The sequence below is a fragment of the Burkholderia sp. Ap-955 genome (genome assembly GCF_011753045.1).
Taxonomy (GTDB): Bacteria; Pseudomonadota; Gammaproteobacteria; order Burkholderiales; family Burkholderiaceae; genus Burkholderia; species Burkholderia lata_D.
In genome coordinates, this window is the sequence record NZ_VWWH01000007.1 from 164,577 (window position 1) to 185,197 (window position 20,621).

Annotated in this window: 4 protein-coding genes; all 4 read right to left on the reverse strand. The window is 68.8% G+C overall.

The window, feature by feature from the left end; translation table 11 throughout:
* Positions 1 to 68: 68 nt before the first annotated feature.
* Entirely contained in the window at positions 69 to 9,158 is a 9,090-nt protein-coding gene (locus tag F3J15_RS06885) for a non-ribosomal peptide synthetase (protein ID WP_166889073.1), read from the reverse strand.
* Complete coding sequence (locus F3J15_RS06890) at positions 9,155 to 13,075, reverse strand: non-ribosomal peptide synthetase (protein WP_166889077.1); 3,921 nt, start codon at positions 13,073 to 13,075, stop codon at positions 9,155 to 9,157. Before F3J15_RS06890 ends, F3J15_RS06885 begins: the two co-directional genes overlap by 4 nt.
* Complete coding sequence (locus F3J15_RS06895) at positions 13,063 to 14,679, reverse strand: MBL fold metallo-hydrolase (protein ID WP_166889081.1); 1,617 nt, start codon at positions 14,677 to 14,679, stop codon at positions 13,063 to 13,065. The genes F3J15_RS06890 and F3J15_RS06895 overlap by 13 nt, the downstream gene beginning before the upstream one ends.
* Positions 14,680 to 14,689: 10 nt before the next feature.
* The coding region (locus F3J15_RS06900; RefSeq protein ID WP_166889084.1) for a non-ribosomal peptide synthetase at positions 14,690 to 20,621 on the reverse strand (5,932 nt) is incomplete at its 5' end.

Sequence of the window (20,621 nt, forward strand, 5' to 3'; positions counted from 1 at the left end):
TTTGTTCACCTGAAACAACCCGACGCAGCGCGCACGGCGCGCGCCGCTCGAACCCCGGCCGGCCCGCATCACGTCTTCTCCTCGAGCGCGTCGTCGGCCGTGACCTCGGGCGCGCGCTTCAGGCGCAGGCCGACGCGGACCCGCGGGGCGGCGGCGGGCGCATCGCCGGAGAGCGGGATGCGATCGACCGGCGTGGCCGGATCGCGACGGAAGACGTCGTGGATCGCGAGCAGTCGATCGCGCATCGCGGCGATGGTCGACGGGCGGAACAGGTGGGTGTTGTAGATGAACTGGATCAGGTGCCGGCCTTCGCTTTCCACGACCTGGAAGGACAGGTCGAACTTGGCCGTCGTGTCCGCCGGTGAGATGTCCGTGATGCGAAGACCGGGCTGCGGCGCCGGCATCGAAACGTGGTTCACCTGAATGTCGAAGATCGGGAAATGGCTCGCCGGGGTGCGAATCTTCAGGTCTTCCAGCAACACGTCGAACGGATAGGACGCATGCTCCAGCGCTTGCGTGGAGGCTTTCGCCACACCGTCGATCACCTCAGCGACGGTCGCGGATTGCCGCACCGGCACGCGCAGCACGACGGTGTTCAGGTACACGCCGACCTGCGATTCGAGCTGCTCGCTGTCGCGCCCGGCCGACACGCTGCCGATGACGATGTCCTCACGCCCCGTATAGCGGTGCATCAGCACGCAGAACGACGCCAGGAGCACCGCGTAGAGCGACGTATGGTGCGCGCGGGCCAGCGTCGCGAGTTCCGCCGCCTGCGGCGCCGGCAGTTCGACTTCGAGTGTCTGCCCGGCGTGACCGAGCCGCTCGGGACGCGGGAAGTCGGATGCCAGTTGCAGGCGGGGCAGCGGCGGCGCCAGTTGCGCGAGCCAGTACGCGCGATGCGCGGCGGCACGCGGACCGGCGAGGCTTGCGTTGTGCCACGCGGCGTAGTCGCGATACTGGATCGACAGCGGCGGCAGGTCGTGTCCCGCATACAGCGCATGCAGGTCGTCGGTCAGTACGCGGATCGACCACGCATCCGAGATCACGTGGTGCATGTTCAGCAGCAGCAGGTGCTTCACCGGCGAGAGCCGCACCAGCTTGACGCGAAAGAGCGGTCCCGACGCGAGATCGAACGGCTGCTCGCTTTCCGCGCGAATCAGCGCGTCGATCGCTTGCGGCCCGGCATCGTCCGCGAGATCCCGCTGTTCGACCCGGAAACCGGAGGCTTCGCGAGAGAGGATGCGTTGCCGCAAGTCGCCTTCGATCATCGCAAACACGGTGCGCAGGCTCTCGTGGCGATCGACCAGCATGTCGAACGCACGGACGAGGCGCGCCGTGTCGACGGCGCCGTCCAGCTGCAGCGCGCCCGCCATGTTGTACGTGGACGAATCCGCACCGCGGCTGGCGAGCCAGATCCGCTTCTGTGCGCGGGACACCGCGTAGGACGGTTGCGCGGCCAGCGCCGGGATGATCGCGTCGTCGGTGGCGGCGGCGTTGGAGGGCATGGCAGCCAGCTTCCGCGCGAGCGCGCGCGGCGTCGGCGCATGGAAGATGTCGGCGACCGTGACGTCCAGTTTCAGTTCGCGCCGGATCCGGCTGACCATCTGGATCGCCTTGAGGCTTTGGCCGCCCTGCTCGAAGAAATCGTCGTCGACGCCGTTCGGCCGGCGGCCGAGCACCTCGGCGAAGAGGCGCAGCAGCGCCGCTTCGACCGGCGTCTGCGGGTCGGCCGGCATGCCGTCGGGCACGGACGCGGCATCCGGGAGCGGCAGCGCGGCGCGGTTGATCTTGCCGTTCGGCATGACGGGGAGCGCCGGCAGCAGCATCACGGTGTCGGGCACCATATGCGCCGGCAGCGTGTCGCGCAGCGCGTCGCGCACGCGCTGGGGCGTCCAGCCGGTTCCCGACGCGTAGGCGCACAGGGTCTTGTCCGAATCCGGCATCTCGCGGGCGACCACGACGGCATTGGACATGCCGGCGAGGCCGGTCAGCGCGGCTTCGATTTCCCCGAGCTCGATGCGATAGCCACGGATCTTGACCTGGAAGTCGCGGCGGCCGAAGAAGTGGAGCGTGCCGTCCGCGTCGAAGCAGCCGATATCGCCGGTGCGATACAGGCGCGCGCCCGGTTCCGGACTGAACGGATCGTCGCGGAACACCGCCCGCGTGCGGGCTTCGTCGAACAGGTAGCCGCGCCCGACGCCGACGCCCCCGATGCAGATCTCGCCCTTGACGCCGGCCGGGCACGGATTCATGTCGGCATCCACGACGTAGAGGCGCAGGTTCTCGATCGGCCGGCCGATCGGAATCGCCGGCAGATCCGGCGCGCGCGTCAGGCTGTAATGCGCGACGGAGTCCGACGCTTCGGTCGGCCCGTAGGCGTTGATGAGCCGGACCGCCGGATTCAGGCGGAACCAGGCTTGCGCGGTGGCGGGCTGCAGCGTTTCGCCGATCGTCAGCAGCGTGTCGAGGTGCGGGAACGCCGGTGCCGCGTGCCGTTCCAGTTCGCCGAGAAAGGTCGCCAGATAGGACGGCACGAATTGCATCGCCGTGACGCGGTCGCGGTGCAGGCTGTCGATCAGGCGCGCGGGCTCGAGGATCACGGCATCGGGATAGATCACCGTCGTGCCGCCCGACGCCAGCGCCGCGAAGCACTGCCAGACCGAAATATCGGAGCAGTGCGAAGCGGTCTGGGCGACCGCGCTCCGCGCGCCGAGCCCGACCCTGCGCGCCATCGCGAGCACGTGATTGAGCATGCCGCGATGTTCGACCATCGCGCCCTTCGGCTGGCCGGTCGAACCCGACGTGAAGATCACGTAGGCGAGGTCCGCGGGCCGGCAGCGCGGCGTCGGCGCTTCGGCATCCTGATGGTAGGGCAAGCGAGCGGGGTCGATCAACGGGATCGACGCCAGCGCCAGCGGCGGCTGGCAGTCGGTGCCGACGATGACGGCCGGCCGGGCCAGCGTCAGGAGGGTCTCGACCCGCTGGGCCGGATAGGCCGGATCGACCGGAACGTACGCCGCGCCGCACTTCCAGATGGCCAGGATCGTTTCCAGCATCAGCGGCGAGCGCGGCATCCAGACGGCGACCCGGTCGTCCGGCTGCAGCGGCGCCGTTTGCAGAAGATGCGTGGCGATCCGGTTGGCGCCTTCGACGAGGTCCCGATAGGTGCGAACCTCCGTGCCGCAGCGCACCGCGATGCGCTCCGGGTGCGCGGCGGCGACGGCCTCGATCAGTTCGGGCAGCGTCCGGTCGGACGGAACCGGCGCGAACGTGTCGTTCCAGCCGAGCAGGAGGGCTTCCCGCTCGGCGGCGGTGAGAAGCGGCACATCGCGGTTCGGGCGATCTTCCGCGCCGGCCAGGCCGGTGAGCAGGGTCTCGACATGGCGCAGCAGGCGGACGATCGTGTCGCGATCGAACCGGCCGTCGTCGTACAGCACCTGCAGCGACAGGCGCTTGCCCGGCGTCACGACCAGCGTCAGCGGGTAATTGTTCGGATCGGACACCTGGAATGCGCCGATCCGCAGGCCGGGCAGCGCATCGGCCAGCGCTTCTTCCACCGGATAGTTCTGGAAGATGAGCAGGCTTTCGAAGAGCGGCACGCCGGGCGGCAGGCCGGCGAATTTCTGGATGTCGGCCAGCGGATAGTGCGCATAGTCCTCCTGCTGCGCGAGATCCATCTGCAGTTGCGCCAGCCACGCGGACGTCGGGCGCGCGTCGATGCGCACCCGCACCGGCAGCGTGTTGATGAACAGCCCGACCATTTCGTCCGACGCCGGCAGCGACGCGGGGCGACCGGAAACGATCGTGCCGAACACGACGTCCGATTCGCCGCTGTAGCGGCTCAGCAACTGCGCCCACGCGCCCTGCGCGAGCGTATTCAGGGTGAGGCGGCTGGTTTGCGCGAACGCGACGAGCCGTTGCGTGTCGCGCTCGGAGAGCAGCAGCGCCTCTTCCACGTAGGCGCCCGGCGCGGCCGTGCCGTCGAGTTCGGGGCGGCCCAGCACGAGCGGCGTCGTCGCCGGGAAATCGGCCAGCTTCGTCTTCCAGAAACGTTCCGCGGCGGCGGCGTCCTGGCGTGCCAGCCAGCGCACGTAATCGGCGAAGGCGGGCGGCGCGTCCCGCTGCGGCGCGCCTTCGGCCGGCGGCGCCTGATAGGCGGCGGCCACTTCGCTCAGGAGCCGGGCGGAGCTCCACCCGTCGAGCAGGATGTGGTGATGGCTCCAATGGAAGCGCCATGCGTGCTCGCCCACGCGGAACAGCGCGAGCCGCATCAGCGGCGCGCGGGTAAAGTCGAAGCCGCGCGCCCGGTCTTGCGCCACGTAGGCTTCCCAGCGCTGTTCGGCCTCCACGGCGGACGCCGCGCGCAGATCCTCGTCGTGCCACGGCAAGTCGATACGGCGATGCACGACCTGCACAGGGCTTTCGATGTCTTCCCAGTGAAACGCGGTTCGCAGGATGTCGTGCCGGTGCGCCACGGTCTCCCACGCGCGGCGGAACCGTTCGACGTCGAGCGCCCCGTCGATACCGAAATTCAGGCTGCTGAAGTACGCATCCGACGCGGGTTCGTACAGGCTGTGGAACAGCATGCCCTGCTGGGTCGGCGTCAGCGGGTAGACGTCGGCGATCTCGTCCGGCATCACCGACGCCGGCGCCTGCGGCAAGCCAGTCGCGGGCACGGTCGATGCGGACTGGACGGCATGGCAGGCGACCAGGGATTCGAGCGCCGCGATGTACGCTTGCGCGACGCGCAGGATGGTGTCCGCGTCGTGGCAGGCCCGGCTGAATTCCCACGCAACGTGCAGGCGGTTGCCGGTCACGTACGCGTTGATGTCGAGCAGGTGCTCGCGCAGCTGGTTCGCATGGCGGCCGTCACCGCTCGGCTCCGCGGCCTGTTTCCAGTCGCGTGCGGCGGTGAACAGCTGGTCGGTCTGCCCCAGGTAGTTGAACTGCAGTCGCGGCCGCGGAAGCGGGCCGTCGAGCCGGTCTTGAAGCAGGCCGTAGGTGATGCCCGCGTTCGGCACCGCGCGCAGTCGCGTCCTGACCGATGCGACCAGGCCGGCCGGATCGTGCGAACCGGCATCGACCGTCAGCACGACCGGGAAAACCGACGTGAACCAGCCCACCGTGCGCGAGATGTCGAGGTCGTCGATCAGTTCCTCGCGCCCGTGCGCTTCGAGATCCAGCAGGACGTCGGCGTATCCGCTCCAGTCGCTGACGGCACGCGCGAGCGCGGCAAGCAGCACGTCGTTGATCTGCGCGTCGTAGGCGCGGGGCGCGGCGCCCAGCAACGCCGTCGTCGCGGCTTCGCCCAGCTCGACCACGATCGTTTCGGCGGACGACACGGTATTGGCGTCGGCGGACGCATCGCGATCGAGCGGCAGGCCGGGCAGGGTGGCACGCGCGAGGGCCTGCCAATGGGCGAGGTCGGCGTCGGCGGCGCCGGAGCCGGCCCAGGTCGAGATCGCCCGGGTCCAGGCGGTCCAGGTGGCGCTGCCGCCCGCGAATTCGGGCGCCTTGCCGTTGCGCAGGCGGGTATAGGCGTCGTACACGGTTTCGAGCAGCGCACCCCACGACACGCCGTCGACCACCAGATGATGGGCGACCAGCAGCAGGCGGAGCGAACGGCCTGCGTCGACGCGGAACAGGTCCGCGCGCACGACGGGGCCGTCCGCGAGATTCAGGCTTGCATGCGCTTGCGCGACGTGCTGCGCCAGCTGATCGCGCGCAATGTCGGACACGACCACGGGGACCTCCGGATCGTCGACGACTTCCTGGCTCCAGCCGGACTCGCCTGCGCGAAAGCGCAGCCGCAGCGCGTCATGCCATTTGGCCGCGTGCCGCAGCGCCTGGCGCAGCAGGACCGGATCGACATCCGCCGGCACGTCGAGCAGGACCGCCTGGTTGTACTGGTCCGGGTCGACCTTGCGCTGCGCGAAGAAACGCTTCTGGATGGGCGTCAGCGGCAGCGGGCCGGACGACGCGACGAACTCCGCCGCGCCGACCGTGCCGCGCGTCGCCACGGCGGCGAGCTCGGCCACCGTCGGATGCTGGAAGATGAGCCGGGTGGTGATCTTCAGGCCCGCCTTCGCGGCCAGCGACACGATGCGCATGCTCAGGATCGAATCGCCGCCCAGCGCGAAGAGGTTGTCGTGGATGCCGGGCGCAGGAATGCCCAGCGCTTCGCCCCAGATGCGGCACAGCAGCGTCTCGGTGGGCGTGCGGGGCGGCGTCGGCGCGTGTGCGGTGGCCGCGAGTCGCGCGCGGTCCAGCGGCGGCAGCGCCTTGCGGTCGATCTTGCCGTTGCCGCTCAGCGGCAGCGCGTCGAGCACCACGTAGATGCCGGGCACCATGTAGTCCGGCAGCGTGGCGGACAACGCGGCGGCGATCCGGGCGTCGCTCAGCGACGCGCCGTCGCGGAACGCGACATACGCACACAGCGCGGCGCGGCCGGCCTCGTCGCGATAGTCGAGCGCGGCCGCCTGGCGGATTTCCGGAATGGCGGCCAGCGCGTTGTCGATCTCCCCGAGCTCGATGCGGTAGCCGCGGATCTTCAGCTGGTGGTCCTTGCGGCCGTGGAGCACGATCGTTCCATCGGGCAGGTAGCAGCCGATGTCGCGGGTGCGGTACAGGCGGACACCGCGCTCCGGATGGAACGGATCCTCGACGAACGCCTCCCGCGTGGCGGCCTCGTTGTTCAGATAGCCGCGGCCGACGGCGACGCCGGACACGCACAGCTCGCCGGGAATCCCGATCGGGCACAGGTTCATCTGCGGGTCGACGACGTAGAGGTGCACGTTGCGGATCGGCTTGCCGACCGGTACGTAAGGCGTGCTCGGCGCGCACGTCATGCGGTGCTGCGCGACGTCGTCGGACGCTTCGGCCGGGCCGTACGCGTTCACCAGCGCGATGCCAGGGAACACGTCGAACCACTGTTTCACCAGGGCCGGGCTGACCATCTCGCCGGTGACGAGCAGGTGCCGCAGGTGCCGCATCAGCGCCGGCCGTTCCGACGCGCGATCGAGCACGGCGGATAGATAGGACGGCACCAGTTCGAGGATGCTGATCCGGGTGGTGTCCAGGTACGCGACGAAACGCGCGGGATCGCGAATGCATTCGTCGTCGACGATCACGGTCTTGCCGCCGACGAGCGGCGCCGTGAAAAATTGCCAGACCGAAATATCGAAGCAATGCGGCGCGGTTTGCGCGATCACCGACGACGCGGAGATCGAGAACTCGTCGATCTCGGCGAGCATGTGATTCAGCATGCCTGCGTGCTCGACCATCGCCCCTTTGGGCTTGCCGGTGGAGCCGGACGTGTAGATCACGTAGGCGAGGCTGTCGGGCGATACGGGGCGGCCGGGATTGGTGTCGTCGACGACGTCGGTGGCGGCGTCGAGCGACACGACCGGCGCGATCCCGGCCAGCTCCGGGGGCAGGAGGTCGTCGCAGGTGATCACGAGGGCGGCGCCGGAATCCTCGAGGATGGTGCGGATGCGGGCCACCGGATAGTCGGGGTCGATCGGAATATAGGCGGCGCCGCACTTCCAGACGGCCAGGATCGCCTCCATCAGGCGCGCCGACCGGTGCATGCAGATCGCGACCAGCGCGTCCGGCCCGAGCTCGGCGGCGGCCAGCAGGCGGTGCGCGATGCGGTTGGCGCGCGCGTTCAGCTCGCCCGCGCTCAGGACGTCATCCCGGTACTCGACCGCGGGCCGCTCGGGGTGGTTCGCGGCGGCCTGCTCCAGGCGATGCACCACGGTATGCGCGGCGTCGAACGGCACGGCGGTGTCGTTGAAGGTCTCCAGCAACTGCCGGCGTTCGGCCTCGGGCAAGATCGGCACGCGGCCGAGCAGCCGGTTCGGATCGGCCGCGAACGCGTCGAGCGTCGCGGCCACGTGGCCCAGCATCCGCTGCATCGTGTCTTCATCGAAGCGCCGCGGGTCGAACGACAGTTCCATCTTCCAGTCGTCGCGCGCCGTCACCACGAATTCGAGCGGAATGTCGGCGCGGTTGTAGAGCTGCACCTCGTCGACCGCCAGCCCGTGCGCGCCATGCGTGAGTGACGCGTCGAGCGGGTAATTCATGAACGTGATGTTGCTCTCGAACAGCGGCGCCGTCGGCGGCACTTCGCTGCAGCGCTGAATGTCCGGCAACGGGGTGTGCTCGAACGGCGCGCGGGCGGCCACGCGCGCCTGGATCATCTTCAGCCACGGCACCAGCGGCTGCCTCGGGTCGACCCGCACCCGCACCGGCACCGTATTGATGAACAGGCCGAGCATGGTTTCGATCCCCGGCAGATTGGCGCCCCGGCCGGACACGACCGCGCCGAACACCACGTCGGTTTCCCCGCTGTAACGCGACAGCACGAGCGCCCAGGCCGCTTGCGCGAGGGTATTGAGGGTGACGTGATGGCGGGCCGCGAATTGCCGCAGGCGCGCGCTCAGGTCGGCCGACAGGTCGGCCTGCACTTGCGCGAGGCCCTGGCCGAAGCGCTCGCCCGCGTCCGCGCGCGCGGCCGTGGGCAGCGGGGTCGGCGAGCGGAACCCTTCGAGATAGCGCGTCCAGTATTGCTGCGCGGCTTGCGGCTCGTGCTGCTGCAGCCACTGGATGTAGTCGCGATAGGGGCGCACCGGCGGGAGCGCCGGCGGCACGCCGCGCGCGAGCGCGCCATACACCTGGAAGATCTCCTCGATGACGAGCGACAGGCACCAGCCGTCGGCCAGGATGTGATGGTGGCTCCAGCTGAACAGGTAGGCGTCGGCGGCGACGCGCACCAGGCGACAGCGCACGAGCGGCGCGCGATCGAGCGCGAAGCCCTCGGCCAGGTCGTGTTCGAGATGCGCGCGCCAGCGTGTGCGCTGTTCGTGTTCCGGCAGGTCGAGCCAGTCGTCCTGCACCCACGGCAGCGTGGCGTGCGCGTGCACGACCTGCATGGGCTTGTCGAATTCCTCCCAATGGAACGACGTGCGCATCACCGGATGCCGATCGATGAGCTGCTGCCATGCGGCATGAAACAGCGCGGGATCGAGGGTGCCGGTGATCCGGCAACTGAGCTGGTTGAAGCTGCTTCTCGAGCCGGGCTCGTGCACGGCATGAAAGAGCATCCCCTCCTGCATCGGGGAAAGCTCGTAGATATCGGCAATGGTCGGGGATGTCACGATTTGATCCTTGAGACGAGGGCGTCCAGCGCTTCCTGGCTGATGCGCGCGGCCGGAAAATCCGACGGGCTCAGCGCGCGCGGGCCGTCGCCGCTGGCCGCGACGATCGACAGCAGACGGCTGCGGTAGCACTGCGTCAGCTGTTCGATGACGTCGGGTGCGCAGGCCTCGCGGTTGTAATGCCACGTCAGGCGCAGACGGCCGTCGAACACCATCCCGTCGATCTCGAACAGATGGCCGCGACGCGCGCGCGGGCTGTGCTCGGGACTCTGGAAGTCGAGCACCGGCTTCCAGCCCGTGTCGTCGGCCAGCACGCGATCGACCTGGCCGAGATAGTTGAAGCGCACCGGCGCCGGCGGCTGCCGTTCCAGCGCGGCCGTGATGCCGGCGTCGCGGCCGAGGTAGCGGGCGATGCCGTAGCCGAGCCCGCGCATCGGTACCGCGCGCAGTTGCTCCTTGACGTGGCGCAGCGCGTCGACCGCCACGGTGGCGTCGCCGGCGCTCAGGAACACCGGATAGTGGGCGGTGAACCAGCCGATCGTGCGCGACGTATCGACGCCGTCGAAGAGGTCCTCGCGGCCGTGGCCTTCGAGATCGACGACCAGCGACGCGTTGCCGGTCCAGTCGCCGAATGCGAGCAGCAGGGCCGTCAGCAGGACTTCGTTGATCTGCGTGTTGAACGCACGCGGCACGTCCTGCAACAGCGCGAGCGTCTGCTGGGCGTCGAACTCGACGAGCGTCGAGCCGGCTTGGGCGCGGGTGCCGACCGGCATGTCGTCGAAGCACGCCGGCTCGCCGGCGTTCCCCTCGAGCCAGTAGTCCAGCCCCAGTCCATCGAGCGCGGTCGCGCCGAGTTCGGACAGACGCGTCGACCAGTCGCGCCAGGCCGTCGTCCTGGCCGGGAGCTGCACCGCGTGGCCTGCTTCGAGCTGGCGGCACGCGGTGTACAGGTCTTCGAACAGGATGCGCCACGAGACGCCGTCGATCACCAGGTGATGCGCGACCACGAGCAGGCGCTGCGGCGCGTCGGGACCGAACTGGAACAGGTGCGCGCGCAGCAGCGGCGCCGCCGACAGCGTGAAGCTCTCCTGCATGGCGGTGGCGGTCGCGAGCATCGCGGCCTGCCGTGCGGCAGGCGCCGCGTCCGCCAGCGACGTGACGCCGAGCGGGATGTCCAGCGGCGGCGCCGCATGCGATTGCTGCCACGCGCCGTCGACGCGCTCGAAACTCAGCCGCAGCGCGTCGTGATGCGTCGCGACGGCCGCCAGCGCGCGCTCGATCGTGTCCGGCCGCAGCGAAGCGGGCACCTCGATCATCGTCGACTGGTTGTAATGGTGCGGATCGGCCACGTCCTGCGCGAAGAACCAGTGCTGGATCGGCGTCAGCGGGGCGGGGCCGATCACCGGCTCCTGCGCGATCCGGATCGACGGCGCCTCCACCGCTACCCGGGCGAGCTCGGCAATGGTCGGGTGTGCGAAGAACTGGTCGGCGGTGAACTTGAGCCCGACCTGCTGGGCCAGCGACATCACCTGGATGATCAGGATCGAGTCGCCGCCCAGTTCGAAGAAATTGTCGTGCACGCCGATCGGCTCGCGGCCCAGCACGTCGGACCAGATCCTGCCCAGGCGCGCCTCGACGTCATTGGCCGGTGCGACGTACGCGGTTTCGCTCGGCACGGGCGCCAGTTCCAGCGCGGCGAGCGCCTTGCGGTCGGGCTTGCCGTTCGGCGTCAGCGGCAGGCGGTCGAGCGTCACGATCGACGCCGGCACCATGAACTCGGGCAGACGTTCCTTCAGGTGTTCCCGCAGGCCGGCGACGCTGGCCGTCGCCGTCGCGACGCAGGCCACCAGCTGCTTGTGCTGCGGCGCGTCCTCGCGCACGAACACGATCGCATCGGTGACGTCGGTGTGCTGCCGGAGCGCCGCCTCGATCTCGCCCATTTCAATCCGGTAGCCGCGAATCTTCACTTGCGTGTCGCGCCGCCCGGTGACTTCCAGGTTGCCGTCCGGCAGCCAGACGCCGAGGTCGCCGGTGCGATAGAGGCGCGCGCCCGCCTCGAACGGGTGGTCGACGAACGCGGCAGCCGTCAGGTCGTCCCGGCCGACATAGCCGCGCGCCAGTGCGATGCCGGACACGCAGATCTCGCCCGTGCAGCCCTCGGGGGCCGGCGCCCCGTGCTCGTCGAGCAGGTACAGGTGCGTATTGTGGATCGGCCGGCCCACCGGCAGACGAGCCCCGTAGGTGACGGCCGGGTCGACCACGTAGTCCGCGATGCACACGGTTGCCTCGGTCGGGCCGTACGAGTTGTGGCACGTGCGGGTCCGGGCCAGTTCGCGCAGATCCGCCGCGCGGGCGTTGTCGCCCGCGCTGATGACCCGTGTCACGGTGCCGAGCGCGTGCCAGTCGAGCGCGGCGAGATAGGCCGGCGTCGCGTTGACGGTGGTGACACCCTGCTGCGCGATGTAGTCGACGAAACGCGGCACGTCCCGGATCACGGCGGGCTTCGCCAGCACCAGGCGCGCGCCCGCGAGCAGCGTGACGAAGATCTCCATGATCGAGCCGTCGAAGCCCGGGGAGTAGAACTGGACGAAGCGGTCGGCGGCATCGAAACCGAATGCGTCCACATGGTACTGCGCCATGTTCAGGAGCCCTGCGTGTTCGAGCACGACGCCCTTGGGCACGCCCGTGGAGCCGGACGTGTAGATGATGTACGCCGCATCGTCCGGCCGGACCTCGACCTGCGTCGACGCCGACGCGGGTGTCAGCGTGTCGAGCTGGAAGTCGAGGGCGAACATCGGGATCGCCCAGAAATCGGCGAGCAACGGCAGGTGTTCCGAGTGCGTCAGCAGCGCCTTGACCTTCGCATCCTCGATCATGAAGCGCAGCCGCTCCCGCGGAAACTCCGGGTCGAGCGGCAGATACACCGCGCCCGCCTTGAGGGCGCCGAGCATGCCGACGATCCAGCGCTCGGAACGGTCGGCCACCACGCCCACCACGTCGCCGCGTTCGATCGCGTATTCCGCGAGCAGGAAGCTCGCCAGCCGGGACGCCTGGTCGTCGAGTTCGGCATAGGTCAGCGATGCGTCGGCGGTCACCACGGCGACGCTGTCCGGCGCGGCCGCGACCCGTTGCGCGAACTGTTCCAGGAAGGTGCCCTGTGCCGCGACGGGCGCCGCCTGCGAACGCAGGCGCGCGCGCTCTGCGTCGTCGAGCAGCGAGACGGTGTCGAGCGGCGCATCCAGTGCGCCGAAGCCGGCCACGACGTTGCGCAGGTGCCGTGCGAGATGCTGCAGATAATGCAGCGTGAACACCGTCGGCCGGCCCGTCAGCACGATCTCGTAGCACTCGCGATGGCGGATCTCGATCGACAAGTCGTAGTCCACCGACGTCCAGGCCTCGTGAAGGCCGTCGAAGCGCACGCCGACGTTGGTCGCGCGCCGTTCGCCATGCAGCTTGTGCGCGAAGGCGGCGATCGGGAAATCCTGGTACGAATAGCTGCGCTGCACCCGGTCGCGCAGCTGGTTCAGGTACGCGCGAACCGTGGGGCCGGGCTCGCTGGCGTCGAGCAGCGGGACGGGCTCGGCGGAGCCGCTCGCGGGTTCGACGATCAGGCGCGGCGATGCCACGAACAGGCCGGCCGCGCCGTTGTAGCGCCCCAGCACGCGGAACAGCGCGGCCAGCAGGACGACGAACGCGCCCAGCTCGTTGCCGGCGGCGAGCTTCTCCAGCACCGGCGCCGCGTCGCCGTCGAGCGCGAACGTCAGGGTCGGCTCGGGGCCGAGCGGCAGCGCATACGCCTGCCACGCCTGCTGAAGGCGGAAGTCTTCGTCGAGGCGACCGAGCGCGTCGTTCCAGAACGCCACGTGTTCCTGGTATTGCCCGCTGGTCGAGAGCGCGTTGAGATTCAGTTCTGACAAAGCACGATCTCCCTCGTCGCGTACAGGATTTCGGACGCGATGCCCTTGGCCTTGCAGTGCGCGACGAACTGGGTGGACTGGATGTGGCTGGGCGAGTTTTCGTCGAAGGTGTTGTCGAGGAGGTGGTTCAGCCACGGCTCCTGACCCATCGCATAGACATACGCCGCGTTGAACGCGAAATCGTCCACCAGCGCGGCGGCCTCGCCGAACTGGCAGCCCCGCGCCCGGCGCGATTGATCGATGTCGCGCGGCAGCGCCTTCGGAAACAGCGGGCCGTAGACCCATGACGGCGGCGCGCCCTCGGTTTCCATCCCGACGAACAGCGTGTCCGGCTTGCCGGCGAGGCGGAAGACATGCTCGTAGAGGCGCGGGTCCAGGTTGCACGAATCGGCGATGCACAGCACCGAGCGCGAGCCGAAGCGGATCATGAAGCTCTGCTTGCTGTGGATCGCCAGGTCGTTGTGTTCGCCCATGAACGGAATGGCGGTGATGGCGCCGCCGGGCACCTTGATTTCCTGCGCATCCCGAACTTCCAGCACGTCGTCGAAGCCGAGCTTGCGCAACGCCAGTTCCATCGACGGATCTTGCGGAAAGCCGTCGAGATTCCTGCCGACCACCACGGTCTTGACCTTGTGGCGAAGCTGCAGCAGCGTTTCGAGGACGATGTGATCGTGATGGCTGTGCGTGATCAGCACGTAGTCGATCTGGTCCGGCAGGTCGGCGAACGTATAGCGCGGCAGCGCGGTGTCGTAGCCGTAGCTGATCACCGGATCGATCAGGATGCTCACGCCCCGGCTCTGGATCAGCACGCACGCGTGGCCGTAGTAGCGGATGCGGATGTCGTCGCCGTCGAACGAACGATCCGGTTTCGGCGCCGGCGCCTCCTCGGTGAAGAACGAGCGGAACAGCGGCTCGTCCTTCTCCTCCACGCGCATCAGGTCGACGATCTTCGCGTAGCTGCCGGGCGTGTCGCGCATGCGGAACAGCGCGTCGAGCGCGCGGTCGTCGAAGGCCATGTTGCTGAACACCGTGCGCGCGTCGCTGAGCCGGGGCGTGCTGAGGATGAACGGCCGCGGCGTGGTCTCCTCGATCGCCGACAGCGCGATGCTCTGCGCATCGCGCGCATAGAACGGGCTCGCGTACAGCAGGCTTTCGAACACCCGGAAGGACGGGTTGTGGTTCAGGTCGTAGTAGATCTCGACATAGCCCTTCAACACCTCCGGAATCTCGGGGTAGAGCGGGTCCGACGCCATCCCCCGGGCCTGTTCCAGCAGCAGCGTGGAGAATGCCTTGTAGGCCTTCGCCAGTTCCAGTTGCCGGGTCGCGCGCCGGGAGGTCTGCTCGATCAGCGCGCGGATTTCGTCGACGCGCTGGCCGCCCAGGTCGAGGAACGGCCCGCCGCGCATCGCGGGATCCTTGCAGGCCGCCGCATGCATCATCGGCGATGCGGCATAGGACTTCAGCAGCGGCAGGAACCGCTCCGCCACGTTGAGGGCGGCGGTCAACGGCGGCAGCGTGTGATACCACGCGTACCAGCTGTTGATCAGCGGTTCGAACTGGATGTTTGGTCGCAGGTAAACCTGCGTGCTGGACGAAATGGTCAACGAAGGCTCCTTAGAATGCGCTGAGTTCGACAGTGGGCTGGCGGGCTTCGGCGCGTTGTCCCAGGGTCAGGTTCCGGATGCGAACGCCCGGATTCGCAAGCACTTCGCCGATGACGGACGTCAGTTCGTCGGCGAGGCCTTGCACCAGGGCTTCGCTGAACCGCCCCGCGTGATAGACGACGCGGATCGCGAGGCCTTCGGCGCCCGGTTCGGCCAGGAACCAGAAGTCCGTCGCGGCTTCCGTGTCCGCGCCCTGCGCGTCAAGGTCCGGCAGCTCGGCGATGTGCACTTGTCCCGCGTAGCGATCGACGGGGCCGTGTCGCTGGTTCTGCAGCGTCAGGCCGATGTCGAAGAGCGGATTGCGTCCCGCCACACGTTTGACGTGCAGTTCGTCGAGCAGGCGATCCAGCGGATACAGCGGGTGCGAGAACGCTTCGAGGGTGGTGTCCCGCACGCGGGTCAGCAGCGTGTCGAACCGGTCGTCGCCCGCGACCCGATCGCGCAGCGCCAGCACGTTCAGGTAGGGGCCGACCTGCGACTCGAGTTCGGGCAGCTCGCGGCCCGCGACCGGCGTGCCGACGACGATGTCCTCCTGGCCGGAACGGCGGTAGAACAGCGCCTTGATGGCGGACAGCAGCGCGATGAACAAGGTCGCGCCGTGGCGCTTGCCGAGCGATTCCAGCGCCGTCGTCTCGGCGGCGGGCAGGTCGAATCGCCAGGATTTCCAGCTCGGCGCGGCCGGCTGCGCGACGTCGCCCGGCAGTTCCAGCGCGCGCAGGCCGCCGCCCAGCTTCGTCAGCCAGTAGTCCTTCATGCGCGCGCCGTCCGGCCCGGCGAGCAGGCGGTTCAGCCAGCCGGCGTAATCCTTGTACTGGATCGGGAGGGCGGGCAGCGGATCGTCGCGACGCTGGACGAATGCGTCATAGAGCGCCGACAGGTCGTCGAGCAATACCTCCGTGGACCAGCCGTCGCTCACGATGTGATGCATCGTGCAGATGCAGACGTGACGGACTTCGGAGAGCCTGAGCAGCTTGACGCGGAACAGCGGCCCGGTCGCGAGGTCCATCGGCGCGAGCCGTTCGCTCGCCTGGATCGACATCGCCTGGGCATCGCGGTCCTCGGCATCCTGCAGATCCACGACCTCGACCGGGAACGCGGCTTCGCCGGGCGGCAGCACCTGCTGGACCGGCTGGTTGCCTTCCAGCACGAAACGCGTGCGCAAGATCTCGTGACGCTCGCTCAACGCGCGGAACGCCCGGACGAGCGCGTCCACGTCCAGCACGCCCTCGAACAGCAGGGACGTGGGCAGCGGCCCGCCGGCTTGCGCCGCATGGAGACGATCCTGGACCCACAGCCGCGTCTGGGCCGGGGAGAGCGCGTAGCTCGCCTGCGCCGGCAGCGGCGTCACCGGCGCGTAGTCGATCGGCTGCGTATCGGCGATGCGCTTCGCGAGGCTCGAGATGGTGGGGAGTGCGAACAGGCTGCGGATTTCCAGCTTCGCATGCAGGTCGCGACGGATACGCGCGACGACCTTCGTCGCCAGGAGCGAATTGCCGCCCAACTCGAAGAAATTGGCGGTCGTGCTGATCCGTGCCTTGCCGAGTACTTCCTGCCAGATGGCCGTCAACTGCGCTTCGAGCGCGTTGACGGGTGCAACGTGGTCCAGGCCGTCGGCGGGTTCGGGCAGCCCGGCGCGATCGAGCTTGCCGTTGGGCAGATGCTCGAATGCCGCCACGACGACGAACGCGGAGGGCACCATGTACTCCGGCAGCCGCTGCCGCAGGTGGCCGCGCACCGCTTCGACCAGTTCGGCTTCGGGGTGCGACGAGCACAGCCATGCGACCAGTCTCGCGCCGTCGTCCACGCCGCGCAGCGCCACGACGGCGGCGTCGACCAGCGGGTGCGAAGTCAGCGCCGCCTCGATTTCACCGGGTTCGATGCGCAGGCCGCGCAGCTTGATCTGGTGATCGATGCGGCCGAGGAACTCGATATTGCCGTCGGGGCGGTAGCGCGCGAGATCACCGGTGCGGTAGAGGCGCGTGAGCGGGTCGGCGGAGAACGGATCGGCGATGAACTTCTCGGCGCTCAGCTCGGGTTCGCCGTGGTAGCCGCGCCCGACCGGCGTGCCGCCGATCAGCAATTCTCCTGGCACGCCGACCGGCGTGGGCTGCATCTGCGCGTCGACGATATAGAGGCGGGTGTTGGCGATCGGCCGGCCGATCGGGACGATGCGGTGCGGGTCGTCGCGCCCGCATTCCCACGCGGTCACGTCGACGGCGGCCTCGGTCGGGCCATAGAGGTTGTAGAGTTTGACGTCCAGGCGCTCGAGGCAACGCTGCTGCAGGTCGTGAGGCAGGGCCTCGCCGCTGCACACGACGCGGCGCAGCGACGCGCAGTGCGCGTCGAGGTCCGGATGATCGAGAAAGGCGCGCAGCATCGACGGCACGAAATGGAGCGTGGTGATGCGTTCGCGCTCGATGAGTTCGACCAGGTAGTCGGTCTCGCGCTGGCCGCCGGGGCGGGCGAACACGAGGCGCGCACCGGTGACGAGCGGCCAGAAGAGTTCCCAGACCGAGACGTCGAAGCTGAACGGGGTCTTCTGCAGCACCGCGTCGTCGGCGTCGAGCGCGTAGGCGTGCTGCATCCAGAGGATGCGGTTGGTGATCGCGCGATGGGTGTTGAGCGCGCCTTTGGGGCGACCGGTCGAGCCGGACGTGTAGATCATGTAGGCGAGGTTGTCGCCGTTCAGCGCGGGCGCGGGGTTGGACGTCGCCGCGGCGTCGAGGTCGAGCGAGTCGCTATCGACGACGATCACGTGTGCGTCGGTGTCGGGCAGCGCGTCGCGCAGATGCTGCTGGGTGAGGAGCCAGCGCAACTGTGCGTGGTCGATCATGAAGCGCACGCGCTCGGCGGGGTAGTCTGGGTCGACGGGGACGTAGGCACCGCCGGCCTTGAGGACCGCGAGCAATGCGACGCTCATGTCGAGGGAGCGCTCCATCGCGACGCCGACGAGCGCATCGGGGCCGACGCCGAGCGCGATGAGGTGGTGGGCGAGTCGGTTGGCGCGCAGGTTGAGTTCGGCGTAGGTGAGCGCGGCATCATCGAAGACGGCAGCGACGGCGTCCGGCGTGCGCTCGACCTGCTGTTCGAACAGGCGATGCAGCGGTTGCGCGGCGGCTTCACCGAAATCCGTGTCGGTGCGGTTCCACTCGACGGTCAGCCGGTTCCGCTCCGCATCGCTGGACAACGGCAGCGTGGCAACGGCAGCCGACGCATCGTCCGCGAGACGCGCCAGCAGGGTCCGGTAGATGTCGAGGAAACGCTGCACCGTGCTCGCGTCGAACAGATCGGTGTTGTAGTCGCAATCGATCAGGAGCGCCTGTCCCGCGTCGAGCACGTTGACGTTCAGGTCGAACGCGGTATGGCGGATCAGCGGCGCAACGAGGCCGACCGTCAGGCCGGGCAGTTCGGGCAGCGCCGACACGGGTTCGAGGTTGAAGACCGCCGATACCAGCGGCGCGGCGTTGAGATCGCGCTGTGCGCCGATTTCGCGGACCAGCTCGGCGAACGGATAATCCTGGTGCTCGAGCGCGTCGAGCAGGTTCTGCCGGGTGCCGGCCAGGAAGCTCGCCACGGTGGCCTGCTCCGGCAGCGTGGAGCGCAGCGGCAGCAGATGCGTGCAGTAGCCGGCGAGGCGGTCGCTGCCGGCCACGGAGCGGCCGGTCACCGGGATGCCGGTGACGATCTCTTGCTGGCCGGCGACGCGGTGCAGGAACAGATTGAAGCCCGCGAGCAGCACCATGTAGAGCGTGCAGCCGTTCTGGCGCGCCGCGGTGCGCAGCGTCGCGGCCGCCGCCGCGTCCAGATGCAGGGATACGCGCTCGCCGTGAAACGTCTTCACCGCGGGCCGCGGGTAGTCCACCGGAAGATTCAGCGGTGCGGTCTGACGCGCGCATTGCGCCAGCCAGTACTCGCGATTCGCCTTCGTTTCCGGGCTGTGGCGCTGGCCGTCGAGCTGCTTCAGGTACGCGCGAAACTGCAGCGGCGCCTCGGCCGGCGCCGCGCCGGCATACGCGCGGGCCAGGTCCTCGAGCAAGACACCGAACGTCGAGCCGTCACAGATGATGTGATGGGCCGTCATCACCAGCAGGTGACGCTCGCTGCCCAGGCGCACGAGCGCGGCCCGAAAGAGCGGGCCGTTCACCAGGTCGAACGGCTGGCGGCTTTCGTGGTCCCGCCATGCGTCCGGGTCCGTGTCGATCAGCGGAATCTCGAGTTTCAGCGACGGATGCACGATCTGGCCCGACCCGTCCGCCATCACCGTGGTGCGCAGCGCCTCGTGCCGGTCGACCAGGCTCTGGACGGCCGCGCGCATCGCGGCTTCGTCGAGCCGGCCGTTCAGTTCGAGCGTGGTGTTGACGTTGTAGGCGAGCGACCCTTCGGGATCGATTTCCGACAACACCCACAGCTGGCGTTGCGCTTCGCTCAGCGCGGCCACCGTGCCGTGTTTCGAGTGCGGTCGGATGAAGCCGCCCCGACGCAGGTCGGCGACGCTGTCCTTCACCGCGCGGATGAAGCGGTCGATATCCTCGTCCGTATGCGCGGTGGACAGGAAGCAGGTGCGCCATTCCCAGATGTAGATGCCCTTTTCGAGCATGTGATAGAAGAACAGGTCGAGGTTCTCGGTGAATTCGAAACGGAACATCGAGCCGAACCACGTGACCTTGATCGGCGCCTCGGCCTCCACGAAGAACGCATTCAACGTGTCGGCGATCTGCGCGGTGCGTTCGTTGAGCGCGGCCTGCAGCGCCGGGCCTTCCTGTTCGATCTTCTCGAGCACGGCCAGCGCGGCCGCCATCGCGAGCGGATACTGGCAGAAGGTGCCGCCGAACGCGGTGCGATCCGCGGCGGGGAACGAGTGGTCGCCGTAGGTCCACATGCCGCCGTCGATGGCATCCATGAAGCGGCTGGTGCCGGCGATCACGCCCAGCGGCAGGCCGCCGCCGATGATCTTGCCGTACGTCGCGAGATCGGCCTTGATGCCGAACATCGCTTGCGAGCCGCCCGGATGGACGCGGAAGCCGGTGATCATTTCGTCGAAGATCAGTGCGACGCCGGCCTCTTCGGTGATGCGACGCAGTTCCTTGAGGAATGCGACGGGCTGCAGGGACGGGTTGCGGCTCTGCACCGGCTCCACCATCACGGCGGCGAGGGTCGACGCCATCCCGCGAATGGCGTCGAGCGCGGCGTCGCTGCCGTAGTCGAGCAGGATCATGTTCTCGACCGAGCCGAACGGCACGCCGGGGGCGATGGTTTCCGTCACGCCTTCCGCGTTCGCCGCGGCGAGCGTGCCGTCGGCATGGCCGTGATACGAATGCGTAAACATCACGATCTTGTCGCGCCCGGTCACGGCGCGTGCGAGCCGCATCGCGGTCATGACGGCTTCGGTGCCGGTGTTCGAGAACGCCACGCGATCGAGGCCGGTCACGCGGGCAAAGCGCGCGGCCACTTCGCCGACGAGGCTGGAGCGCGCGCCCAGTTCGAGCGGGCGCTGCCATTCCCGGGTGACCTGGTGCTGGATGAAATCCGGCGTGTGGCCGAACAGATGCACGCCGAAGCCCATCGTGAAATCGATGTACTCGTTGCCGTCGATGTCCCACAGCCGCGAGCCGGCCGCGCGATCGCCGACGATCGGATACAGCATCTCCTTGGTCGAAAAGCGGAAGCCGACCGTGGCGCGGCTGTCGGCCAGCACCGGGCGCGACGCCTGCACCGAGTCCTTCGATTTCCGGGTGCGCGTCGTGTAGCGCACGATCAGCGCCTCGAGATGCTCCTGCTGCACGGCGGACAGGCCGCGCGCGCGCTGCTGGACCGGGCTGCCCCACGGCATCATCGGCTTGGGCGGCTGATTGTCGGCCGCGGGCGCCGCGGCAGCGGCAGGC